The sequence below is a fragment of the Sphingomonas faeni genome (genome assembly GCF_040407495.1).
Classification (GTDB): domain Bacteria; phylum Pseudomonadota; class Alphaproteobacteria; order Sphingomonadales; family Sphingomonadaceae; genus Sphingomonas; species Sphingomonas faeni_D.
The window spans coordinates 883,073-907,679 of the sequence record NZ_JAPZPP010000001.1; the positions used below are offsets into that span (position 1 = coordinate 883,073).

20 protein-coding genes are annotated in these 24,607 nt (G+C 64.8%); 13 read left to right on the top strand and 7 right to left on the bottom strand.

Annotated elements, in window-relative coordinates:
- Positions 1-168 precede the first annotated feature (168 nt).
- Positions 169-954 carry an alpha/beta fold hydrolase gene (locus tag O6W96_RS04000; protein WP_353468358.1) on the top strand — a complete coding sequence of 262 codons (786 nt, stop codon included), beginning with the start codon at positions 169-171 and terminating at the stop codon, positions 952-954.
- A gap of 166 nt (positions 955-1,120) precedes the next feature.
- Positions 1,121-1,963: an alpha/beta fold hydrolase gene (locus tag O6W96_RS04005; RefSeq protein ID WP_353468359.1), complete on the top strand. Its 843-nt coding sequence runs from the start codon at positions 1,121-1,123 to the stop codon at positions 1,961-1,963.
- Positions 1,964-2,008: 45 nt separating this feature from the next.
- Here the strand turns inward: O6W96_RS04005 and O6W96_RS04010 are convergent, their stop codons facing one another.
- Positions 2,009-4,939 (bottom strand): sensor histidine kinase, encoded by a 2,931-nt coding sequence (locus O6W96_RS04010; protein ID WP_353468515.1) that lies wholly within the window; start codon positions 4,937-4,939, stop codon positions 2,009-2,011.
- 306 nt (positions 4,940-5,245) lie between these two features.
- Between O6W96_RS04010 and O6W96_RS04015 the strand changes: the two genes are divergently transcribed.
- The 10 genes from O6W96_RS04015 to O6W96_RS04060 all read left to right on the top strand — a co-directional run bounded on the left by O6W96_RS04015 (position 5,246) and on the right by O6W96_RS04060 (position 13,493).
- Complete coding sequence (locus O6W96_RS04015; RefSeq protein ID WP_353468360.1) at positions 5,246-5,839, top strand: M17 family peptidase N-terminal domain-containing protein; 594 nt, start codon at positions 5,246-5,248, stop codon at positions 5,837-5,839.
- Positions 5,840-5,943: 104 nt separating this feature from the next.
- The gene (locus tag O6W96_RS04020) at positions 5,944-6,546 is read left to right on the top strand and encodes a response regulator (protein WP_107955930.1); all 603 of its coding nucleotides are present in this window, start codon (positions 5,944-5,946) and stop codon (positions 6,544-6,546) included.
- 116 nt (positions 6,547-6,662) lie between these two features.
- Complete coding sequence (locus O6W96_RS04025; protein ID WP_353468361.1) at positions 6,663-7,193, top strand: AraC family transcriptional regulator; 531 nt, start codon at positions 6,663-6,665, stop codon at positions 7,191-7,193.
- 26 nt (positions 7,194-7,219) lie between these two features.
- Positions 7,220-7,879: a hydrolase gene (locus O6W96_RS04030; protein WP_353468362.1), complete on the top strand. Its 660-nt coding sequence runs from the start codon at positions 7,220-7,222 to the stop codon at positions 7,877-7,879.
- A gap of 4 nt (positions 7,880-7,883) precedes the next feature.
- The gene (locus O6W96_RS04035; protein ID WP_107955928.1) at positions 7,884-8,135 is read left to right on the top strand and encodes a XapX domain-containing protein; all 252 of its coding nucleotides are present in this window, start codon (positions 7,884-7,886) and stop codon (positions 8,133-8,135) included.
- A 91-nt stretch (positions 8,136-8,226) separates the two neighbouring features.
- Positions 8,227-10,071: an amidohydrolase gene (locus tag O6W96_RS04040; RefSeq protein ID WP_353468516.1), complete on the top strand. Its 1,845-nt coding sequence runs from the start codon at positions 8,227-8,229 to the stop codon at positions 10,069-10,071.
- A gap of 20 nt (positions 10,072-10,091) precedes the next feature.
- Positions 10,092-10,991 (top strand): glyoxalase, encoded by a 900-nt coding sequence (locus O6W96_RS04045; protein ID WP_353468363.1) that lies wholly within the window; start codon positions 10,092-10,094, stop codon positions 10,989-10,991.
- The gene (locus O6W96_RS04050; protein WP_353468364.1) at positions 10,988-11,416 is read left to right on the top strand and encodes a DoxX family protein; all 429 of its coding nucleotides are present in this window, start codon (positions 10,988-10,990) and stop codon (positions 11,414-11,416) included. The genes O6W96_RS04045 and O6W96_RS04050 overlap by 4 nt, the downstream gene beginning before the upstream one ends.
- Complete coding sequence (locus O6W96_RS04055) at positions 11,409-12,755, top strand: alginate export family protein (protein WP_353468365.1); 1,347 nt, start codon at positions 11,409-11,411, stop codon at positions 12,753-12,755. Before O6W96_RS04050 ends, O6W96_RS04055 begins: the two co-directional genes overlap by 8 nt.
- 45 nt (positions 12,756-12,800) lie before the next feature.
- Positions 12,801-13,493 carry a YoaK family protein gene (locus tag O6W96_RS04060; protein WP_353468366.1) on the top strand — a complete coding sequence of 231 codons (693 nt, stop codon included), beginning with the start codon at positions 12,801-12,803 and terminating at the stop codon, positions 13,491-13,493.
- 99 nt (positions 13,494-13,592) lie between these two features.
- Here O6W96_RS04060 and O6W96_RS04065 read toward each other — a convergent pair whose 3' ends face one another.
- The 4 genes from O6W96_RS04065 to O6W96_RS04080 form a co-directional block, all read right to left on the bottom strand.
- On the bottom strand, positions 13,593-14,252 hold the full coding sequence (locus O6W96_RS04065; RefSeq protein ID WP_353468367.1) for a hypothetical protein: 660 nt from the start codon (positions 14,250-14,252) through the stop codon (positions 13,593-13,595).
- A gap of 320 nt (positions 14,253-14,572) precedes the next feature.
- Positions 14,573-15,382 (bottom strand): hypothetical protein, encoded by an 810-nt coding sequence (locus tag O6W96_RS04070; RefSeq protein WP_353468368.1) that lies wholly within the window; start codon positions 15,380-15,382, stop codon positions 14,573-14,575.
- A 208-nt stretch (positions 15,383-15,590) separates the two neighbouring features.
- Positions 15,591-16,013 carry a lysozyme inhibitor LprI family protein gene (locus O6W96_RS04075; protein WP_353468369.1) on the bottom strand — a complete coding sequence of 141 codons (423 nt, stop codon included), beginning with the start codon at positions 16,011-16,013 and terminating at the stop codon, positions 15,591-15,593.
- Between the two features lie 81 nt (positions 16,014-16,094).
- Positions 16,095-17,144: a hypothetical protein gene (locus O6W96_RS04080; RefSeq protein WP_353468371.1), complete on the bottom strand. Its 1,050-nt coding sequence runs from the start codon at positions 17,142-17,144 to the stop codon at positions 16,095-16,097.
- A 1,168-nt stretch (positions 17,145-18,312) separates the two neighbouring features.
- On the opposite strand from O6W96_RS04080, the gene O6W96_RS04085 reads away from it, so the two are divergent.
- Positions 18,313-20,685: a GH92 family glycosyl hydrolase gene (locus O6W96_RS04085; RefSeq protein ID WP_435372188.1), complete on the top strand. Its 2,373-nt coding sequence runs from the start codon at positions 18,313-18,315 to the stop codon at positions 20,683-20,685.
- Positions 20,686-20,805: 120 nt separating this feature from the next.
- Here O6W96_RS04085 and O6W96_RS04090 read toward each other — a convergent pair whose 3' ends face one another.
- Positions 20,806-23,136 carry a GH92 family glycosyl hydrolase gene (locus O6W96_RS04090; RefSeq protein ID WP_353468373.1) on the bottom strand — a complete coding sequence of 777 codons (2,331 nt, stop codon included), beginning with the start codon at positions 23,134-23,136 and terminating at the stop codon, positions 20,806-20,808.
- Between the two features lie 25 nt (positions 23,137-23,161).
- A complete protein-coding gene (locus O6W96_RS04095) occupies positions 23,162-24,598 on the bottom strand; it encodes a glycoside hydrolase family 125 protein (protein WP_435372174.1) in 1,437 nt (478 codons plus the stop codon).
- Positions 24,599-24,607: the final 9 nt, after the last annotated feature.

Sequence of the window (24,607 nt, forward strand, 5' to 3'; positions counted from 1 at the left end):
GGTGATTGTCGGTGGAAGCGTAGCCGCGCAATCCTCGGAAGTCCCGGCGGCGGTGGTCGGCCGCAGCGGAATATGTCGGTTATCGGCAAATTTCGTTTCGGTTCGACAATAATGGTGCACGATGGGCGCGCATTGACGAGCGAACGCCTGCTTCAGGAAGCTACGCACATGAAAATCTGGATAGCCTGCCTTGCGACCGTGACGATGATGCTCACGCCGCTGGCCAGCGCCGACGCCCAGCAGCAAACGCCGCGGCCGACGATCGTGCTCGTCCACGGCGCGTTTGCGGAGTCCGGGTCGTGGAACGGGGTGATCGAGCGGCTACGCGCGGACGGCTATACCGTGATCGCCGCGTCGAACCCGTTGCGCGGCGTGGCAAGCGATGCCGCGTCGGTCGCGGGCGTAGTCAATGCGGTGGCGACGCCGGTGGTGCTGGTCGGGCATTCCTATGGCGGGCCCGTTATTACCGAGGCGGCAGCGCACTCGGGCAACGTCAAGGCGCTGGTCTATGTCGCGGCGTTCGCGCCGGATGCCGGCGAAAGCGCGATCGAACTGACCGGCAAGTTTCCCGGCGCCACCTTGGGCGCCGCGCTGGCGCCGCCTGTGGTGCTGCCCGACGGGACCAGGGATCTCTACATCCAGCGCGACAAGTTCGCGCACCAGTTCGCCGCTGACGTGCCCGCTGCGCAGGCCGCGCTGATGGCCGCGACGCAGCGCCCGGTCGCCGAGGCGGCGCTGAACGAGAAGGCGGTGACGCCGTCCTGGAAGACGATCCCGTCCTGGTTCATCTACGGCAGCGCCGACCTGAACATTCCGCCAGCCGTGCAGGCCTTCATGGCGAAGCGCGCGGGGTCGAGGAAGACCGTCGTCGTCGCCGGCGCCTCGCATGTCGTGATGACGTCCAATCCGAAGGCTGTCGCCGCGCTCATCGAAGAGGCCGCCGCCACGCAATAGCGTCGGTGCCGTACCCGGAAACAATCAGGACATTCCCATGCCAGACACGACGCGCGAGATCTCCCGGCGAGCCGTCGTCATCGCCTCCGTAACCGCGGCGGCGGCGAGCTTGCTGCCGACCACTGCGTTCGCGTCCCCCCTTCCCCACCCAGACGGAGTACCGAGAATGAGCAGCGGATTCATCAATACCAAGGACGGCGTCGACATCTTCTACAAGGACTGGGGTCCGAAGGCCGCGCAGCCGATCGTGTTCCACCATGGCTGGCCGCTGTCGTCGGACGACTGGGACACGCAGATGCTGTACTTCCTCGCCGAGGGCTACCGCGTCGTCGCGCATGATCGCCGCGGGCATGGCCGCTCGTCGCAGGCCGATACCGGCAACGACATGGACCATTATGCCGCCGATGCCTCTGCGGTCGCCGAGCATCTCGACCTGCGAAATGCAGTGCATATCGGTCACTCGACCGGCGGTGGCGAAGTCGCGCGTTACGTCGCGAAATTCGGCCAGCCACAGGGTCGCGTCGCCAAGATGGTGCTGGTCAGCGCGGTACCACCGATGATGCTCAAGACCGCGAGCAATCCGGGCGGCCTGCCGATGTCGGTGTTCGATGGCTTGCGCAAGGCGCTCGCCGACAACCGCGCGCAATTCTACCTCGATCTCGCCTCGGGGCCATTCTACGGCTTCAACCGCCCGACCGAAAAGCTGTCGCAGGGGGTCGTCGACAATTGGTGCCGCCAGGGCATGATGGGCGGCGCGCTCGCGCATTACGACGGGATCAAGGCGTTCTCCGAGACCGACCAGACTGCAGACCTGAATGCGATCACCGTGCCGACCCTCGTCCTGCAGGGCGGCGACGACCAGATCGTGCCGTACGAAAACGCCGCGGTGCTGCAGGCCAAGCTGCTGAAGAACGCCACGCTGAAGATCTACAAGGGCTATCCGCACGGCATGCTGACGACGCACGCCGACGTCATCAATCCGGACCTGCTCGCGTTCGTGAAGAGCTGATCGCAGGATGACTCTGGGGGAGGGTGGCGGTCGTCGCTCTCCCGCTCAGCGATAGGCGATGCGCGCCGGGATAGTCACTTTTATTTCGGTACCGGTTTCGGCATGCATCGCCAGCGTCCCGCCTAGCGCGACGGCGCGTTCGCGCATGCCGATCAAGCCATAATGGCCAGGTCGATGCCCCGCCTCGCGAACGTCGGGCGGGAGACCGATACCGTCGTCCGACACGCTGACGACGAGCTTGTCGGAGGTCGATCGGATCGCGACGATCAGCCGGCTCGCGCGTGCATGACGCACTGCGTTGGCGAGCGCTTCGCGGACGATCTGCGCGACCTCGTCGGCGACCGGTGCGCAGACCGGTTGCTGGGTGCCGTCCACCTCCACATTCCACGTCAGCGGCGGCGGGACGATGTCCTCGGCGATCGCGGTGAGCAAAGCGGGCAACGCCACCGGCTCCATGGTTTCGCGCAGGGAGCGGACCCGGTCGCGGCCGTCGAGCAGCACGTCGTCGGCACGCTCCAGCACGGTCTCGAGACTCGTGCGAGCACGGTCGCCACGCGGCAGCAGTTCGACGACCGACTGGAACCGCAGCATCAGCCCCTGAAACCCTTGCAGCAACGTATCGTGAAGTTCGCGCGCGATCCGCTCGCGCTCCGCCAGTTGGACCTCGAACCGCCCGCGCGTGCGATCGGCGATCGCGCGGACACGGCGGCGATACAGCAGCCAGATCAGGATCAGTGCACCCACGATGCACACCGCCATGAACGCATAGGTCTGGTAGAACCGCGGCGCGATCGTGAACGTCAGCGCGGCGCCCTCGCGGTTCCAGACGCCGTCGTTGTTGGCGGCGATGACCTGGAACCGGTATGTGCCGGGGCCGAGGTGGGTATACAGCGCCTCGCGCGCGGTGCCGGCATCGATCCAGTCGCGGTCGATCCCCTCGATCCGGTAGCGGAACCGGTTCGCGGTCGCGTTGGTGAGGCTGAGCGCGGTGTAGGCGATCCGGACATGATCGGTGCCGGCCGGAAACGCGATCGGCCGATCACCGGGGGTCTGCGCCGCGCTACCGGCATCGAGCGATCGGATCTGCACGTTCGGCGGCAACCGGTTTCGCGACAGATGCCGCGGGTCGATCATCGCCAGCCCCTTGTTGGTCGCGAACCACAGCCGCCCTGCGGCATCCTGCGCGATGTCGTTCGCCTCGACCATGTTCGAGCGCGCGCGGAAGTCTTCCTGATACCCGAACCGCTCGCACGGGATCGGAATTCCGGGATGCGCGAACGCGACCTCCACGGACGACGTCGGCATCCGGACGATGCCGTCTGCGCCGATCGTCCAAGTCGATCCGTCCGCCGTCTGGAGCAACCCGGTCAGTCCAGCGAGAAACGGATAGCTCCGGTCGCGCAGCGACTGAAGACGTTTTCCGTCATATCGTGCCAGACCCTGATCACCGACGATGAGCAGTCCGTGATCGGTCGGCACCCAGGTCGCGGTCCTGCCGGTCACCTGATCCTTGCTGCGCCACAGCAGCGTTTCGACACCATCGCGCAGGCGCGACACGCCTTGCCCGATCCGGCCGAACAGGACGCCCCCCGCCCCGTCCGAGCGTACGCGGTGGATCGATCCGGCGGGCGTCCCGCTCGGCTTGGCGACCGGCTGCAACCGGCGCCCGACCAGACGGTAGATCTGTTCGAAACCGGTCCAGAAGACACGCGCGGTATCCATCGTGCAGGTAATCGACATCGGCCCGAGGACCGGCGTCACCTTGGCGAGATTACCCGCGGGATCCAGATCGAGGAGATATTTCCCCTGCGTGCCGACGACCAGCAGCCGCCGATCGTCGCCACACAACACGCCGATGTCGGGTTGCAGAAAGACGAGCACGGGTCCCCCGGATCGGCCGATCCGGTATATGCCGGAAAGCCCTGCAACAAACAGATTGCGCGAGGACGCGCTGCCTACGAAGCCGGACACGATCGCCTCGGTCTGCGCAGGCTGGGCGATGTTGCTCGGCGCGAACCGGTCGAGCCCGGATTCCGTCCCGACCCAGATATTGCCCTCGCGATCCTCCAGAAGCGCCGTCGTCAAGGCGGCGGTCAGGCCCTGCTTTTCGGTGAACAACTCGACCCGGCCGGTTGCCGAAGCGGGTTGAAACGCGGCCGCGGACAGTCGACCGAGCCCCGAATCCTGACCTGCGATCCAAAGATTGCCGTCATGGTCGAAGATCATGCGCTCGACGACATAGGGCGTGGTGGCCGTGCCGATCCGATACGCGCGAGCGGTGCGACCGAGCGGCAGAATCCGCGTACCGCTTCGCTGCCAAACGACGCCGTGACGGTCCTGCGCGAGAGAAGTCGTGCCCGTGATCGCTGTCCCGGTATCCTCGAAGCGACTGCCACCCGGTTTGAGGCGAAGCATCCGCGGCATGAGCGACAGGTAGATGCCTCCGGGCGTACTTAGAATGTCGCCCGTCTCGCTGGCGGGAACGCCCTGTCCGGCGCCGAACGCGGTCCATTTCCCTCTCAGCAGCCGACTGAGAACCAGCTTTCCCCTCGAATCGCCCGCGACCCAGACCGCGCCGTCCTGCCCCTCGACGATAGTGTTGACGCCGCCGGTCGGCGCCCAAGGGTTCGCATTCTTCAACACGCCGCCGCGAACGACGGAGATACCGCCAAAATCGTATCCTACCCAGATGTCGCCGTTGCGCGCGGCAAGCAGTGCGGTGACCTGCGGCGAACGATAGCGATCCTGGTCGACGGGCACGATCCGCTCGAAAACGATGCCATCGAACCGGTACAGACCCGTCGCGGTCCCGAGCCACAGATAACCGTCGCGTCCCTGCACGATCGCACGAATGTTGCCGGGGGCACCGTCGCCCAGCGTCCAGCGCGAATGGCGCATCTGCGCGATGTTCCGCGGCGGCTCGAGTGCGGCGGCGCTGCCTGCCACCATGACGCAGCACAGGATGCCGAACAACATGGGCAACAGGTCACGGGCGATCGTTCTGCCGCGCTCGAGGCGTAGAAGACTGGTTTGCGCGATCAAGCGGACGATACCCAAGCAGAACTGATGATGACCGACGTTGCGCTCGCGGAACGAACAAATGCAAGGCTCGATCGCATTGCGTCAGGTCATGCGATATTGGTCGCGCTGCTGGCTGAATCGCGTGCACGCAAATATCACGATTGTCCAAATTGGGTCATCCCCGTCCACGATCCTGCGCCAGGCTCGTGATATCAATGACATAGTTCCGCACCGGATCGACGGGAGAACAGGATGCCGCCGATGGACGGTCGGACCGACGACGCGGCGACGATCGGCGTGTGGCGCGGTGTCCGCATCGACGTAGCGCCGCGCGATGCGGTGAGCGTCGAGGTGATGGTCGCCAGCGCGGGCGTCTTCACGCATGAGATCGGCCGGACGCGCCCCGCCGGCGGACTGGGCAATCTCGATGCAGCCCTCGGCGGCGCCATAACCCGCTTGCGCGCCGACGGCATTTTTCGCGCGGAAACAGGCGACGTGCTGACCTTGTCGGCCCCCGCACGACCGATCCACGCGACCATCGTGCTGGCAGTCGGACTCGGCGATCCTGCGGCATGGACGCCCGCAACGATGCGGCAGGCGGTGGCGACCGCGGCGCGCGAAACGATCCGCATCGAGGCGACTTCGGCGGCGTTCGCGCCGAGCCTGCTCGATAGCGGCCTCGATCCGGACGGCTTGGCAGGCACGCCCGATGCGATGCTCGCCGGGCTGTTCGACGCACTGTCCGACGCCCCCGCCCGGACGCTGTCGCGTTGGGTGTTCTGCGTCGGCGCGGGGCGGTTCGAGACGGTGGTCGAGGTCTTCCGTACCGGCTTCGACCGGCTCGCCGCGCCTTGACGCAGCGGCCGCTTGCCATGCCCGCCAGTCACGGCGCAGGGTCGCCGCTCTCCTTCCCGCCAGCCCGAAAGCCCGAATTGTTGCCCTCCCCCCGGATCCGGATCATGATCGTCGACGATCATCCCTTCCTTCGCGAAGGGGTAAAGGCGGTGATCGAAACGCAGGAGGATCTGGCGGTGGTCGCGGAGGCCGAGTCCGGCGAACAGGCGCTCGCGCTCTACCCGACGCATCTCCCCGATATCGTGCTCATGGATTTGCAGATGCCGGGGATCGGCGGCGTCGACACGATCGCGGCGATGCGGAGCAACTGGCCGCACGCGCGGATCGTCGTGCTGACCACCTATTCGGGCGATGCGCAGGCGTTGCGCGCGTTGCGCGCGGGGGCGGCCGGCTATCTGCTGAAGAACACACTGCGCAAGGAGTTGCTCGACACGATCCGCTCGGTCCACGCAGGCGGCAAGCACCTGAATGCTCAGGTGGCGTCGAGCATCGCCTTCCACGTGATCGAGGATGCGCTGACCGAGCGCGAGATCGGCGTGCTATCGCTGGCCGCGTCGGGCAATTCGAACAAGCAGATCGCCGCAAAGCTCGCCGTCTCCGAGGAAACCGTGAAGGGCCATATGAAGCTGATCTTCGCGAAACTCGGCGCGTCGGATCGCACGCACGCGGTGACGATCGCCGCCAAACGCGGGATCATCGAACTCTGATCCAGGGCTGTACCGCGCCCCACTAAAGAGGGGGCGATAGCCACCCCGGCCGGGGCGCAGCCGATCGATACACGTCCGTTATGGTCCTCCGCACAGGTTGCGAGGGAGAACAGACGATGCTGCACACTGCCCCAACGGCGATGGCCCTGCCCCACGCGTTCGCACCGTCCGTTGCCGCCAGCCTGGTCGCGAATGCGGTCAGCACACTCGATCACGATCCGCAGGTCGCGCGGCATTATCTGGAGCGGCTCGCGGCGATGTTCGCCGACGATGGCACCAGCGGCCCGCCGCCGAAGGCCAAGCCGGTCAAGGGCGGGCTTGCCGCATGGCAATTGCGCAACGTCGTCCAGCATATCGATGCGTATCTGGGCGCGACGATCGGGGTCGACGCGCTCGCCGAGGTTGCGCGGCTCAGCACCGGGCATTTCTGTCGCGCGTTCAAGGTGACGACGGGCGAGACGCCTCACGCCTTCCTGATCCGGCAGCGCGTCCGCCGCGCGCAGACGCTGATGCTGCAGACCGACGATACGCTCAGCCACATCGCCTACGCCTGCGGGCTGACCGACCAAGCGCATCTGACCCGGCTGTTCCGCCGCGTGGTCGGTGCGACCCCGCTGATCTGGCGCCGCACCTGGCAGGCACGCTGACCGACCTTTTCCAACGGGAGACTATCATGACCATCACTGCCACCGCCACGCCCGGCGCATCGCTGATCTCGCCGACCGATCACACGCTGGTACTGATCGATTTCCAGTCGCAGATGGCGTTCGCGACCAAGTCGATCTCGACCGAATTGCTGCGCAACAATGCAGCCCTGATCAGCCATGCCGCAGCGGTGTTCGACGTGCCGACGATCCTGACGACGGTCGCGGTCGACAGCTTTTCAGGGCCGATGTTCAGCGAGATCACCGATGCGTTCCCCGGCGAGCCGCTGCTCGACCGCACCTCGATGAACACCTGGGAAGACGCCGCAGTGATCGACGAGGTCAACCGCATCGGCAAGACCCGGATCGTGTTCGCCGGATTGTGGACGGGCGTCTGCATCGTCGGCCCGGTGGCGTCGGCGGTCGACCAGGGCTTCGAGGCGTATTTCATCAGCGACGCGTGCGGCGACGTCTCGGTCGAGGCGCATGAGCGCGCGGTGCAGCGGATGATCCAGTTGGGCGCGGTGCCGATGACCTCGGTTCAGTATCTGCTCGAGTTGCAGCGTGACTGGGCGCGGACCGGAACCTACGACGCGGTCACCGGCGTCGCGCGGAAATTCGCCGGTGCCTACGGGCTCGGCATCACCTACGCGAAGACGATGTTCGGCGCGTCCGAAGGCGGGCATTGATCCGGTGCGGCCGTACCTGATCTCGCTCGCCGCCGGCCTGTTCGTCGGCGTGATCTATGCGCTGCTGAAGGTCCGGTCGCCAGCCCCGCCGACGATCGCGCTGATCGGGCTCGCGGGCATATTGCTCGGCGAGCAGGCGGTGCCGCTCGCGAAGAGCCTGTGGGCGAGCCGCGAGAAGGCCGCCGCGATCCGGGCGGCCTGTACCGACCATGTGTTTGGGATGCTGCCCGGCCACCACCACGACGACGCGGCATGATCGCCCCGTGATCCTTGATCGCCGCACGACCATCCTCGGCGGGGCAGCGGCGACGCTGGCTCCGCTGCTTGCCGGAAACCGGAGACCGACCATGTCCGACCTGATCCTCGTCAACGCGAAAGTGACGACGCTCGACCGCGAGAACCCCGAAGCGCAGGCGATCGCGATCCGCGACGGCACCTTCCTCGCGGTAGGCTCCGAACTGGAGGTGCGCGCCGCCGCGCCGCAAGCGACCGTCATCGACGCGGGCGGACGGCGGGTCATTCCCGGCCTGATCGACAGCCACATGCACATCATCCGCGGCGGGCTGAACTATAACCTCGAACTCCGCTGGGACGGCGTGCCGAGCCTTGCCGACGCGATGGCGATGCTCAAGCGGCAGGTCGACAACACCCCCGCCCCGCAATGGGTGCGCGTCGTCGGCGGCTTCACCGAGCACCAGTTCGCCGAAAAGCGCCTGCCGACGATCGCCGAACTCAACGCGGTGGCACCCGACACGCCAGTGTTCATCCTCCATCTTTACGATCGCGCACTGCTGAACGCCGCGGCGCTGCGCGTCGTCGGTTACGGCAAGGACACGCCCAACCCGCCCGGCGGCGAGATCGTCCGCGATGCGGCGGGCAACCCGACCGGGCTGCTGCTTGCGCATCCCAACGCGACGATCCTCTATTCGACGCTCGCCAAGGGACCGAAGTTGCCGCCCGAATACCAGCTGAACTCCACCCGCCACTTTATGCGCGAGATGAACTCGCTCGGCGTCACCGGCGTGATCGATGCAGGCGGCGGCTTCCAGAACTATCCCGACGACTATGCGATCATCGAGAAGCTGCACGCCGACGACCAGTTGACGCTGCGCATCAGCTACAACCTGTTCACGCAGAAGCCGAAGGAGGAGCTCGCCGACTTCCAAGGGTGGGTAAAGCAGGTCACACCGGGCCAGGGCGACGACACGTACCGCCACAACGGTGCAGGCGAGATGCTGGTCTACTCCGCTGCCGATTTCGAGGATTTCCGCGTCGAGCGCCCCGACATGCCGCCGAGCATGGAGGGCGACCTCGAGCCTGTCATCCGGCTGCTTGCCGAACATAAATGGCCGTGGCGCCTGCACGCGACCTACGATCAGACGATCGGCCGCGCACTCGACGTGTACGAGAAGGTCGCGAAGGACATTCCGTTCGACGGGATCAACTGGTTCTTCGACCACGCCGAAACGATCACCGACCGCAACATCGATCGGATCGCCGCGCTCGGCGGTGGCATCGCGATCCAGCACCGCATGGCGTATCAGGGCGAGTATTTCGTCGAACGCTACGGCACCAAGGCCGCCGAACGGACGCCGCCGATCGCCAAGATGCTCGCCGCCGGGATCCATGTCGGCGCCGGCACCGACGCCACGCGCGTCGCGAGCTACAATCCATGGGTGTCGCTCAACTGGCTGGTGACCGGCAGGACCGTCGGCGGCCTCGGCCTCTACCCGGGCGCGAACCGCGTCAGCCGTGAGAAGGCGCTGGCGATGTGGACGCACGAAAACACCTGGTTCTCGAACGAAGTTGGCAAGAAAGGGCGCATCAAGGTGGGCCAACTCGCCGATCTCGCGGTCCTGTCGGGCGATTACCTGACCGTCCCGGAGAGCGACATCCCGCACTTGCGCTCCGTCCTGACTCTGCTCGGCGGCAAAGTGGTGTTCGGAGAGGGCGACTATGCCGCGCTCGCGCCGTCGCTGCCCAAACCGATGCCCGACTGGTCGCCGGTCGCGACGTTCGGCGGCTACCACCGCACGCCCGAAGCCTCGGCGAAACTTGCCGCCGCGTGCGGATGCGCGAGCGGATGCTCGGTCCACGGCCACGACCATGCCGCCGCCCTCGGCCGCGACGTACCCGTCACCGACGTCCAGAGCTTCTGGGGTTCGTTCGGCTGCGGCTGCTGGGCAGTGTGATCATGATGGGGAAACTGAGAATGAAACGAACGAACCTGCTTATCGCCGTAGCCCTGATCGGCCTGTCGCCTTCCGCGCCCGGCTTTGCCCGCGACGCTCCGGCGACCGCCGACTATTCGGTGGGGCCGCAATACGACACGACCCATGTCTACGTTGCGCCGGAGGACTTCGACCGCTTCGTCGCCAGCCTGACCGCCACGTTCGGCGGGACAGCCACGAAGAAAGGCGCGTTCCAGGTCACTCCGACGACCAGCAAGACCTTCTCGCAACTCGTGCTTACGCCCGCCGGATCGATCTCGGTATTCGGCTTCACCACGCCGATCCCGTTCCCGTTCGGCAGCGAGCGCAACGGCTATCTCGTCACCGACATCGACGCGGCCGTCGCGTCGGCGGTCAGCCACGGCGCGACCCGCACCATAACGACCTTCCCCGATCCGATCGGCCGCGATGCGGTCGTCCAGTGGCCGGGCGGAGTCGGCATGCAGATCTACTGGCACACCGCCAAGCCGAACTACCCTGCGCTGGCGACCATCCCCGAGAACCGTGTCTACCTCACGCCCGACGCCGCTAACGCCTTCGTGAAGAGCTGGACCGGCTTCGCGCACGGCAAGATCGTGTCCGATGACACGGCGGCGGATGGCAGCGACATCGGCAGGCCCGGCACGCGCTATCACCGTATCCGCGTCGCATCTGGCTACGGCAAGATGACCGTGATGGTGTCCGACAACCAGCTTCCCTGGCCCTATGGCCGCGACGTGACCGGCTATGAGGTGGGCAGCCTTCAAGCCACGCTAGCCAAGGCGAAAGCAGTCGGCGTCGAAACGCTGGTCGAGCCGCATGCCGAAAGCGACCGGCAGTCGGCGATCGTTCGCTTCCCCGGCGGCTACATCGCCGAGATCCATTCGCCGATCGCACGATGACCGCGGCGCGCACGCCGCGTTTCGTCGGAGCCATTCTCGACTGGCGTTGGACCGGCTTCCTTGCCCGCCTCGCGCTCGTCGGCGCCTATCTCCTCGGCGGGATTGTAAAGGCGAGCGACTGGACCGCGGCGATCGCCGAGCAGGCGCATTTCGGCATGTCTCCGCCCGCCCTGTGGGCGGCGCTGACGATCGTGGTCGAGATCGTCGGCCCGCTGCTGATCCTGTCCGGTCGGCTCGTCTGGCTCGGCGCCGGCATGCTCGGCGTCTTCACGCTGTTCGCCGCCATCACGGCCAATGCGCTCTGGGCGATGCCCGCCGGTCAGGAGCGTTTCATGGCCACCAACGCTTTCTTCGAGCATCTCGGCCTCATCGGCGGGTTCGTCCTCGCGGCCATGGTCGCGGAGATGGAAGCGAGACGTGCGTAGGCTCCTGCTGCTGGGGTTGGCGTGGCCTGCCCCGGCGGCAGCGCAGACCGAGGCGTGGCAGCCGCCGACGTTGACCATTACGCGCTACGACGAGGATTGGACGACGCTCGGGGATCCAGCTGAACGGACGGAGCATTGGACGGGCCCGTTCAAATTCATTCCGATTACGGCGGACGCCTATCTCTCCACCGGAGTCGAGCTCCGCCTGCGCAACGAGAAGTACCACGATAACTTGTGGGGCGATGCGGATGCGCCCGATGACGGATATCTCTGGGCGCGCGTCGTCCCCTACGCCGACCTGCATGTCGGAAAAGCACGCGCGTTCGTCCAGCCGATCGTCGCCTATGCGGCAGGCGTCGCGCCCTCCGCCAGCCCGGTCGATCAGACGCGTGTGGACCTGCTCCAGGGCTTTGCGGATATCGAAATTGGTCCGGTGACGTTACGCGCCGGCCGGCAGATGCTTTCGCTCGGGACCGAACGCCTTGTCGGCACCCGCTACGGCCCGAACGTACCATTGGCCTTCGACGGCGCGCGGGGCATCGTCCGGATCGGGGCGGCAACCGTCAGCTTGCTGGCGGTACGTCCGGTACAGCCGGGTCCGAAGTCGTTCGACGACGCACGCTCCCGCAACAAGTCGCTCTGGAGCGCCTACGCCGCGCTCCCCGGCCTCGACATTTATTACCTCGGTTACCGCAATGCGCGCGCCGCGTTCGGCGGACGCACTGGGCGCGAACTGCGTCACGGCATCGGCGCGCGATCGTTCGGAACCGCCGGCGACTGGCACTGGAACGTCGAGGGCGTCGCGCAGTTCGGGCGCTTCGCCGGCAGTCGGATCGGCGCATGGACGCTCGGCACCGAAGTCGGTCGGACCTTCTCCAACGCCCCATTTGTGCCGGATGCCGTCCTGCGGTTCAATATCGTCAGCGGTGATCGCCGGCGCGGCGACCACGCGCTCGGCACGTTCAATGCCCTGTTTCCAAAAGGCAAATATTTCGGCGAGCTGTCGCCGGTAGGCCCGTCGAACATCGTCAGCGTTAACCCGCGCGTGGCGATGACCGTAACGCCGGGCGTTTCCGCCAGCATCAGCGGCATGGCCTACTGGCGATACGCGCGTGTCGATGGCGTCTACGACGTTCCCGGCAATCTCCTGCGCGCGCCGGGCACGTCCAGGGCACGCTTCATCGGCAAGGAGATCGAGGCGACGCTGGCCTGGCAGGCAACGCCGGAACTCGAACTTTCGACGTCGCTGTCAGCCTTCGACGCCGGAAGCTTCCTCGAGGAGACGGGCTCCGGCCGGACGATCGGCATGTTCGGCCTCGAGAGCAATTTCCGATTCTGACCACACCGCCTCTTCCTCGCACGAACACGGATCCTGGAGATCGTCATGGACACCACTACACCCACCGACCCCCACGTGCCGCTGCTACTCCTGCTTTCCGTCACGACGGGCCTCGTCGACGCGGCCAGCGTGCTCGGTCTTGGCAAGGTCTTCACGGCCAACATGACCGGGAACGTCGTGTTCCTCGGCTTCGCGGCATCGGGCGCGCCGGGGTTCAAGATCCTGCCCTTCGTGGCCGCGCTGGCGAGCTTCATGATCGGCGCGCTCGTCGGGGGACGAACCGGCAAGACCCATGCAGGAGGATCGGAACGACGTTGGCTTCTGACATCGGCCGTCGTGGAAACCGCGCTGCTCTGGGCGGCCGCGATAGTGGCGCTTGGGTTCGACGTAGCCACCCAATCGCCCGAGGCACGGCTCTACCTGATCATCGGCCTCACCGGCGTCGCGATGGGGTATCGCAACGCCACCATCCGGCAACTCAAGGTGGCGGACCTCACGACGACCGTTCTAACCCTGACGCTGACGGGGCTCAGCGCAGACTCACGCGCCGCCGGTGGAACGGGCACGAACTGGAGGCGACGCGTCGGCGCCGTCATCGCGATCTTCGCAGGCGCAGCGCTGGGCGCGGGACTGCTAGTGCATATCGGCCTCTACGCGCCGCTCGCCCTGGCGGGGACGATCGTGCTGTTCGGCACGCTGGCTTTCGCCTACCGACTAAAGGCAGCCCCTTCGATCTGATTTTCGACCTGAAGAACCACCATAAAACTGGCGTGTCGGACTATTTTGAACAACGTTCAACAATTGCACGCCGCTGGCGCAAGCCAGCGGTGTCGGCGCCTAGGCCGCTCTCCCGACCACCGTGAGCAGGGCGGTGCCGAGCGGTGAAAACGCGATGGGCCCGACCATCATCATGCTCAGCAGGATCGTCGAGACGCCCCAATAATACGCTGGGTGAACACGTCGCCTGACGATCACGTCGACCACTGGGCCGGCAAAAGCGAACAGCGCGATGGCGCCGAACATCACCAGCGGCGCCGCCGCGCCGAACGATCCCATCGGCAGCAATCGCCCGAGACCCGGGCCGAGGATCGAAATCGTCGCGCAGAGCATCAGCCGTTTATGCCACTCGGCACGCTTGCGCAGCGCAATGCCCGCCCCGACGAGCCCCGCAAAGACAGAAATCCCGATCAGGTTCATGACGAGGAAGATCGGTCGCGGAAAGAAGCCAGGAACGAAATTGTAGCGGATCGCGAACAGCGTCGCGGCCACGCCCATGACCAGCATGGCGGTGGCCAGCACCGCCCCCGCCCACCCTACCCGGCGATGCAGCGCGATCGAACCCCGCGCGATGAACGTCGGCTGCGCAACAAAAAGCAAGACCCACAGTGTAAACACCGTACCATGGACAGATAGTAGAATCGGCATTCCGGGCTCTCGGGTGAAGTCGCCAGGCACCGTCTGCGAGAATCCACCGATGATAACAGCGGCCGTCACCAATGACATCGTCATGTAGAATGGGCGACCAACCGCCTTTCGCCGCACATTAGGTAAGGTTAGACTCGTCATAGCCTTGGTGCCCCCAGTCTCGACTATGACGAAGCGTAGCTCGATTTGCACATACCCGCCAGCAGGACTGCACCTCGGCAAACGACGGGTGATGAGCCTACGCTTCAGGTGTCTTACCGGCATGCTGGTCGCCTGACGTGGCGCGACTAGCCTCACGCCGCTCGGGATGACGCATTGCGTGGGGTGAGAGCCCGAACGCGCGCCGCATCGGTTCCTCATCGCCAAAGCTTTATTTTACGACGGTACCAACCTCACCGGCACCAGAGCGCGCCGCTGATTAGATGCGGCTTGAGGCAGGGTGTAGCAGGAAGCGGGATCGGCGACCCGGGATGCCAGAGCCCCAGCCGTCGCAGGAGGTTCGGCATCTCGGAATCGATCACCGCCAGGGTGTTGCCGTCACCATAGCGCGTCGCGCTTCGATAGCGCAGCACCTCGGCAAAGCGCTTGTCCGGGCTGACGCGGTTCACCGTCATCCAGAAGCCGAATGGCGCATCCTCGGTCGGTTCCGCCGACACGATGGCACCGCGTAACGGGCCTTGGGCGATGTAGCGTACTTCCTGATTATTGTTGTGCCCGGTACGCCGCTGGTACGCGACGAAGAACGTATCCTTGGTGCGATCATAGGCGAGCGCCACCGTCGCGATCCGCTGGTCGCCGTTCACGCTCTGGAGGCTGCCCGCCTGAAGCAACAGGATGGGGGTGCTGGCGGCGGGGAAAACGATCCGCGCGTCGTTCAGATAATGCGCTTCGGAGAAAGTGTCCGGCTGGCCCCTCACCGTCAGCGCGTCGTCCAGCACGGTCGAACAGGTCCTGCCATGATCCTTGCTGATGCACAGGCGGAGCTCGCCCGGGACCTTTGCGTCCGGCTCATCCATAATGGGATCGATGATGTCCGGTCCCTGGGGCGTCGTGAACGTCCAGGGAGAGCGGGTGCCGAAGCCCCGTGCCAGGTCGATAGTGCGGGCTGCCACCGGTGCCTCGGCTGGTGCAGCCGGCGCGGCCTGTCCTCCCGATCCTGCGAGCACCAGGACGGCTGCCATCAGCGATTTTCCCATGGTCATCGAAAGTCTCCGTCCTGTGCCACAGCAGTCTAGAAGCGCCAGCACCGCCTAGTCACCCGGACCGCCATCCAGGTCGCCGACACATTGCATCTCGGGATCGTCTGCCGCCATCTGTTTTAGCTTCTCCGCCTGAGCCGCGACCCCAGGGAGAACGATCCGGATATCCAAATCTTCTGTAAGTTTAATTTCAGCCGGTCCTGCCACCAACTCAGCGGACCGAGAGGACGCTTTCGACATCAGGCCGCGGCAATAGCGGCGGCGTGCTGTCCATATAGGTCAACCAGTGTCGCCAGATGGTGTATGTCCGCATGCGCGTAAGCCGGATCTGGCAATTCAGTGCCATGCTTCCTCGAATGCTGCCGCCGATCCAGTTTTCATACACGGCGCCGCATTCGGAGGTTCGATAGGCCACCCAGGACCGCTCGGCTTGGACAAGCGTCTGTTCCGTTTTGATTTCGCGCTCTTGTCGAAGGCGCTTTATCGCAGCTTTGTAATAGCGGTTCAGTTCGGCATCGGCCTTGTCAAAACGACCTGCGAGGCAAGCGTCGATTTCTTGCGTCGACGATCCAGGGCATTGGCCAGCATCGGGCACTGCAAGGGCTAACGCCAAAGCAAAGATCGCTAACATCATGGGCCTCCGGTCTTGGATATCTGAGCGCCGATCCGCTGCCCGAAGGGGTCGGGCTTTGCAACGCGCATCCGTAGGATACCGCTACGGTCGAGTAGCGCGCGGGAGACGCAGCGACGACCACGGGATGACCGCCCAATCCGGCGCGTCGCACGGGCGCTGCGCTCTGGGGAAATAGGCGCCCAGCCAAAGGCCCTTTTCGGAAAGCGCCCATGCCGGAAAATCCCAGACTTCGGGATCGGAATAGTCGCATGCGTCATCGTCGCCCTTGCTCGGGGGCGCCATCTCCTCGGGATGAAAGCGCTTCAGCAACGCGACGACGCCCGGCGCGAAGCGGTTGCTGCGGTATGTGTACCAAGCGTCGCTATCCTCCGCCGGAACCGGTTCCGATCCGAAGGGGAGCGCCGCATCCAGCATTAATTCCCCGCCGGTAGCCATGTCATAGCTATGGCCCTCGGTACCGAAGTCCGGGTGTGCGGTACCCGCGCAGCTCCAGCTACCCGTCCAGAGATAGCTCATATGGTTCACCCCGAGCCAGGGCTTGTCCGCCGCTGCAACATCGGTGCCGGGCTGTCCGTCCGATCCGGTGCATGCGAACCACGCGGAAACATTCTGCCATTGGTTGCGGGCCAGAGCGTGATTAACCGCCGCCGCCACCGCCGTGGAATAGCCGCTTTCGATCCGGAACAGCCGGATGCCGGAAAGCGGTTCCCGATACCACCGGATCGTCTTGCCGTTGATCGTCTCGGCTTGCTGCGGCGTGAGGTGGAGACCAGCGAGACGCCAACGCTCATAAACGCTGAGTTTGGGCGGCAGGTCGGCCGGAAGCCCTGCCGGCCCGGCGGCTGGATGCAGGCTTACGGCGAGGCGTCTGGCCTTGGCAGTCGTCAGCGTGCCGACAAGCTTCGGTCCAATTCTCTTCAGAAGCAGATGATCGCCGGTCGTTCGCGACTCCAGCGTCAGCGTTGTCCCCGTCGCCGTGCCGGACAGATCGATGTCGAGCCGCGACGTCCGGTAGAAATAGTGACCGTCGACCTCGCCCCTGTCCTCCGTCATCGCGACGACGATGCGCGCGGTACCGGCCACGCCTTCGAACACCGTCTCCGGCGCAGCCGAAGCGCTTGCGGACAGCATCACAACACAGAACGCAGCGGCTAAAGCATGAAGTCGATGCATGGGAAGACCGAACCATAAGATGGGCGTGAAGCCCCGCGTAAGGCATCTCCAAGCCGCCGACGACCGCAAATCGCCATGACGAGTGCGCAGCAATCAGGGCCCCGCGCCGACTAATGGTCTGCTCTGCAGCCAGCGACATCGGATGCAGGGTCTTTCCAGTGTCCCGTATCAATCTGCCTCGCGCGGCAAATCGCGATCGGCGATCTATTTCAGCAATCTGCGCGACACGTGTCGACCGTCACACAGGCTGGGATCGGACGATGGGCAAGAGAAGAAGGCCGACAGCGTATGCCGCCTGTGCGCGATCATTCGATCCCCGGCAGCTATGGTTTTCGCGGATATAGGGGCGTCAGAAAAGCGGTCGGCCAAGGTCGGCTCGTGTTCCAAGATATCTCGCGCCGCTCTGTCGATACGCCTGTCTTTCAGCGTTTCGCTGAAAGCGCACTCGTCGGCAAGTTCCCTCGGTCATGTTCACTAGATAGCCAGACCGAGGGCATCGAGAACCGCTCTCGAGATCAGTCCGTGGGGGCTGGCGCCTTCGCAACCTCGACACGATACTCGCTGCGTCGCCTGGGTTCCAACAGGGTGTTCGCTCGGCGACAGGGAGAGACCTTGGTACTGCGACCCCATCACTAGACATATATCTGCAGCTTTTCCGCACGTTCCGCGAGCGCCCAACCAATCTGTCCAAGCCCGGTCTGCTCCCGTTCGCTCGGGGGAGAAGGTCCTCCGAACGGTGACATTGCGCAGATCGCTCCATTTGACCCTGTCCGATCAGGCATCGGAGCTGCGCGGGACCATCCCAAACGGCGCACTGCCGCCTGGGAAGGTACGCCCCTCGCCGCCCGTACCGATGAACGGATCGACCGCGTCGTACGGCGTTGTCGTAGTTCGGCCGGTCGCTACGGCTGGAGGCGGCGTGACAAAAGGGATTTTCGCATTCCACGATCCAGACATTCTCCGAAGAGACGCTTAATTGACAAACAAACTTTTTTATTAAAGAAAAGGTCAGATCGGCTGCCGCTTCGTTAGAGAGCAGGTAATCAGCAGCCGTCGGGATGGATGGCGGATGACGCATTTTGCAGACAGCGATCGTTATCGGACAGATTTTTTAGCGAAATCTCGCCTGTCTCCAAGATCACGTCTTTCCCGACATTGCTGCATTGCAGCAATAGCAGTCTTGGCGGTGTCATCCTGGGCGGATGCGCAAACGGGTTCATCTGTCGCCAGAAGTCCAGTTGACGAGGCCAATCCTCTGGTCGGCACCGCCCCGCTCGACATCCCTGAGCTGATCGGTAACGCGCCTCCACCCGGCGAACCGGTGTATTCCGGCATTACTTCGGCTGGAGCACGCTTGCCGCACAGCGCCACGGAGGCTGCGCCGGTCAACGTCAACCTGGAGTTAAGCTACCCGAACGGCGTCCCTGCTCCCTATATTTACCCCAACCCGAGCATGATCGGGTTCACGGGTGGAGGAGGACCGTCCTATGGCGGCCGTGCTCAGCCCATGATCATGCCGGTCGTAGGGGACTGGACCGTGCCGCCCGCGTACAGTCAGTCCTATTACGACAAGGCTCGTGAGATCGCGTCGCCCGGCTATTACTCGGTTTACCTCAATACCTTCCATACCGAGGTGGAGCTGACGGCGACGGCGTCGGCGAGCCTGATGCAGTTCACGTTTCCCGCCAGCCAGCGGTCAAATCTGATCGTCAACCTGCGCCGATCGGGCGGCGAGGTCGAAATCGTCGGCAACAACATGGTCCGCGGGATCGCGGCCGAAGACGGCGATCGCGAGCATGACCGCGGCAAATATTTCGTTGCCGAATTTTCAAAACCGTTCGCGCGCTTTGGCACGTTCCAGGGGCTTACCGACCGCAAGGGTTGGGGCATCGGGGATGCAGACGTCGAAGCAGGCCGCCGTATCATCAAGGGCGCATTCGCCGGCGGATACCTCACTTTCACGACGAAGGCGGGGGACCGCGTCCTGATGCGGATCGCGCACGGCACGAGTTATGCCGACGCAGCGGCGCGGCTGCACAAGGAATTGCCGGACTGGAATTTCGCCCGCGTGCATGCGGACGCAAAGGCGGCGTGGGCGATGCTGCTCGACAAGGCAAGGGTGACCGGGGGCACCGCCAAACAACGGATGCTCTTCTACTCGACGCTCTTCCAGTCGTTCGCCAGCCCAAGGCTGATCGCGGCGAAGGGGGAAACGTTCACGGATACGAAGGGTCGCGTTCAAACTGCGACCTACGATCGTTATGGGCCGGTGCCGTTCTGGGATACCGGTCGCAACCAGATCGTGCTGATGGAACTCATGGAGCCAGCCGTGATCCAGAACGTGATGCGTTCCGAACTCGATATGGCGCGTGAGCGCGGCTACATGAACACCTCGTTCCACGGGGACAACGCGGTGTTCATGTACCTCGGCGCATGGAAGCGAGGCATTCCGTTCGACTATGCGTCGGTGTACGAATACCTCCGCCGGAATGCGACCGATCCGAAGGGCCCGCGGGGCTACCTCGCCGAGTATCAGCGGCAGGGATGGATCGCGGACGAGATCCCGACCGGCAACCCGAGTCCGCCTTATGCGGGCGGCAAGGCAGGCGCTGCGACGACGCTGGAATATGCCTGGGACGACGCGGCGATGGCGGAATATGCCGACAAGCTGGGCAAACGCGACGATGCCCGCATGTTTCGGCAGCGCAGCCTGAATTACCGCAATGTGTTCGATCCCTCGACCGGCTTCGTCCGGGGACGTACCGCCGACGGCAAGTGGATCGCGCCGTTTGATCCACAGGAGCCCTATTATAACTTCATGATGAAGGAGGCCTCGGGCTGGTCGACCCTCTGGCTGGTACCGCACGATGTCGCGGGACTTGAACAGGCTCTGGGAGGGCGGGACAAGTTCAACGTGAAGCTCGATCGGTTCTTCGCGACGCCGTATACCCCAAAGGGTATCTGCCGCGACTGTACGGGCATGATCGGACAATACGTCCAGGGCAACCAGCCCGATCAGCACGCGCCCTATCTTTACGCGTGGAGCGGGCAGCCCTGGAAGACGCAGGCGATCACACGCCGGATTCTGGATACGCTGTATGGCAGCGATGCGTCCGGCTATGGCTATCCCGGGATGGACGATCAGGGCGCGACGTCGTCCTGGTATGCGATGAGCGCGATGGGCTTCTATCCGGTCGATCCGTCGAGCGACGTGTATGTGCTCGGCAGCCCGGTATTCGACGACGTGAAGCTGCGGCTTGGCAACGGCCGTACGTTGGAGATCCAGGCACGCGGGAACTCGCCGACGAACGTCTATATTCAGTCGGCGACGATGAACGGACGCGTCTGGACCAAGCCGTGGTTCAGCCATGCCGATATCAAGGACGGCGCCACTCTGGTGCTGCAGATGGGTCCCAAGCCCAATCACGCCTGGGGCAGCGCGATCACCGATGCGCCCCCTTCGCTTTCGACGACGTCCCCCACTCTGCCCGCTCCCTGACGGGCCGAGCGCCGTGAGGTTCGCCTCCCCCTTGTGGGCCGCACGGTCTTACGCTCCGGGACACCGTGTCCCGGAGCGTCTATTTAGACTCTGCCAGCGATACCGTACGTGCGCCGCGCGTCAGACCGCGCCGTGGCCGTAGGATGGCGGCCGATCCTGCTTGGCGGTCCCGAACCGCGACGGCCTGTCACCCATCGTGAAGACGAGCTCGCCGCCGCGAACGAGATCTGCGTGCGCGATCCAGTTCTTGGTCCACGGCTTGCCATTCCAACGCACCGACTGGACATAAGGCCGATCCGGCGCATTGCCGATCGCGCGAACGCGGAGTGTTCTGTTCTTGCCTAGCTGGACCTCGGCCGCATCGAACAGCGGCGAGCCGAATACATAGACGCCACTGACGGGATCGACCGGATAGAAGCCCAGCGACGACAGCACGAACCATGCGCTCATCTGCCCACAGTCGTCGTTGCCAATCACGCCGTCGGGTGCGGCCTTGTACATCTCCATGAGCAACCGCCGGACCATCGCCTGCGTCTTCCACGGTGCGCCGGCAAAGGCGTAAAGATACGCCGCATGCTGATCGGGTTCGTTGCCATGCGCATATTGGCCGACGAGTCCCGAAATGTCGGGCGGAGCGTTCCGCGGCATCGTCGATGGCGCGGTGAACAGCGCATCGAGCTTACGCTCGAACGCCTGATCGCCACCGAACATCGCGATCAGCCCGTAGGTGTCGTGCTGGTTGAGGAACGTCGCCTGCCAGCCGTTCGCCTCGGTATAATCGCGCTGCTTGTCCGGCTGATGGCCGAGCTGGATTGGATCATAATCCTTCCACCAACTCCCATCGGCGAAGCGAGGACACGCGAAGCCGATCGTCGGGTCTATGACGTTGCGATAGTTGAGGCTGCGCTTGCGCAGCGCCGTGGCATCGTCATGCGCGCCTGCCGCGTCGGCGAGCACCGCCATTGCCCAGTCGTCATAGGCATATTCCTGCGTGCGGCTGACCGACTCCCAGGTCTTGTCGGCTGGGACAAAGCCGAGGTCGTAATAGAAGCCGCGGCCCAGCGTGCTGTCGATATCCTTGAAGGTGCGATCGAACGCCCGCCGCCGGATCTGCGGCCAGGCGGAGGCGTAATCCGCCTTGATGCCCTTGGCGCACGCCTCAGCCATCACCGACACGCCGTGCCAGCCGATCATGCACGCGGTCTCGACACCCTGCAGCGGCCATACCGGCGGCCCTGCCGGACTCTGGATCGTCTGGCGGACCAGATCGCGGACGAGCAGCCCTGCGTGATCGGGGCGAACCAGCGTCAGCAGCGGATGGAGCGCACGATACGTGTCCCATAGCGAATAGGCACTGAATGCCGCCTCGCCAGCGGGCACGGTATGGACCTGCCGGTCGAGCCCGACATAGCGTCCGTCTCGATCGGTAAAGAGCGTTGGCGACAGGAACGCATGATACAGCGCGCTCGCCATGATCGTCCGCTGTTCGGACGTTCCCCCCTCCACGCGAACCGCGTCAAGTTCTCCCGCCCATCGACGTGCCGCAGCCGCGCGCGTGGCATCGAATGCCCAACCGGGCGCTTCTGCCGCCAGCGCCGCTTTTGCGCCCGCAACGTCGACGGCCGAGATCCCGGTCTTGATTTCGATGGGTGCGCTTCCCGCGTCGTCGAAGAAGAGTGCCACCTTCAGGCGGGCGCCGTTGATCCCGGTCGTGCCCTTGGCAGCCGGAACATCGCCGTCACCAAAGAACTGCACGCGATCCGGGCGGCGCGACAATCGCATCGCGAAGTGGATACGTCGTCCCTTGGCCCAACGGTGCACTCGGCGGCTGCCCGTGAGAAGACCGTCCGGATCGATGCGAAGGGACGCTTCGTCGATGAGAGTACCCTTGTCCCAGACGTCCTGGATCATGTGGGCGAAATCTATGAGGATGTGCCCCTCCCCAGCGGGGAAATGGTAGCGGTGCTGGCCGGTGCGTTCGGTCACGGTGAGTTCGGCAAGCACGCCGGACTCCAGCCGGACGCGGTAATAGCCGGGCTCGGCGCGCTCGTCCGAAAAGCGCTGTCGGTACCCCTCGTCCGGCTTGTCGAGCGCGCCGGGAACCAGCTTCAGGGGCCCGCGCGATGGCACCACCAGCACGTCGAGCATGTCGCCGATGCCTGTGCCGGACAGATGCGTGTGCGAGAAGCCCATGATCGAGCCGTCATCGCGGTGATAACCCGAGCAGGCGTCCCAACGCGCATTGTCGGTATCAGGCCCGAGCTGGACCATGCCGAACGGCAGCGACGGCCCCGGATACGTGTGGCCATGTCCGCCGGTACCGACGAAAAGGTCGGGGTTGCTTGCTTCAAGCCGCGTGCCAGAGGCAGCCCAGCCTGCTCCGGGCAAAGCTCCGACGAGCGAGGCAAGTCCGGTACCGACCAGCAGCTGCCGGCGATTGGCGATTGTCATGGAGCGGATATCCTCAAGGTAGATGTCAGTAGCGCTCGGCGAGCAACGCCGGCTTGCGGCGTTCCAGATCGAGCATCAATTCACCGAACAGTCCGTTGGCCCAGGCAAACCAGGTACGGGTGAACGTCATCGGGTCGTTCTTGTCGAAGGACTCGTGCATGAAGCCGGTGTTCGCGTGCGTCGTCTTCAACCAGCGCAGGCATTGGCGGATCACGGCGTCGTCATCGCTGTTCATGGCGTGCGTCAGGATCGACATCGGCCAGATCTGGTCGAGGCCGATATGCGGCCCCCCGATCCCGTGGGCTGCGGTCCCCTCGAAGTAATAAGGATTGCGATTGCTCCAGGCGAGCGCAGCAGTCCGCCGGAACAGCGGATCGGCACGGTCTGCGGCGCCGATCAGCGGCAGTCCCGAGAGGCTCGGCACGTTCGCATCGTCCATGAAGATGGCGTTGCCGAAACCGTCGACCTCGAACGCCCAGACCTCACCGCCGTTGCCGTCCGCCATCTTGCCATGCGCATCGAGTGCGGCCTGCACCTCGGCGGCGAGCGCAAGGCAATCCTTCGCCGCAGCAGCGTCGCCGCGCGCCTCGCGGTGGACCTGCGCGAGCATCTTCAGCGCGGATACGGCGAACAGGTTCGACGGGATCAGGAAGGGCAGCACGCAGGCATCGTCCGAGGGTCGGAAGCCAGAATGGATCAGCCCGACCTTGCGCGTCGGCGCACCATAGCCCTTGAGCATCAGCGTCTCGGTCGGCGACGGATCGACACGCTGGAAATGATACGGTCCAGGCCCGTCCTTGCGCTGCTGCTCGCGGAAGGTCGCGACGGCGCGAGCCGCCCCCTGCGCCCAGAGCGCATCGAACGGTGCCTTGTCGTGGGTCGCAGTCCAGTATCCGTGCGCGAGGCGCATCGTGTAGCACAGCGAGTCGATTTCCCATTTCCGTTCCGCGACGCCCGGCTTCATGTCGGTCTTGTCGTTGATCGCCGACAGGTTCGACTTCGCGGTAGGATCCTCCATGTACGCATTGGCGTAGGAATCGAGCAGGATGCACCGCGCCTGACGCTGGATCAGCCCGTGGAACACGCGCCGCAGCCCGGCATCCTTCGACGCCAGGTGGACATAGGTCTGCATCTGCGCCGAACTGTCGCGCAGCCACAGCGCGTTGATGTCGCCGGTGATCACGAAGGCGTCCGGCTTGCCGTCGATTTCGCCGAGCTTCACCGTCGTGTCGAGCGTGCAGGGGTAGCAATTCTCGAACAGCCAGGCGAGTTCGGGATCCGCGATCTTGGCTTTCACGCGCTTGATCTCGGCTTCCACTGCCGGGCTCGTAAACCGCCGTTGCGCCTTTGGCGGCCGCTTGCTGGGGAATACGGCTGCGGCCGTTGCGCCCGATGGGAGCAGCGCAGTCAGCCCGGCGGCCGCGGTTCCGGCCATCATGCCGCGTCGATCTATCATGGTCATAATCCGTGT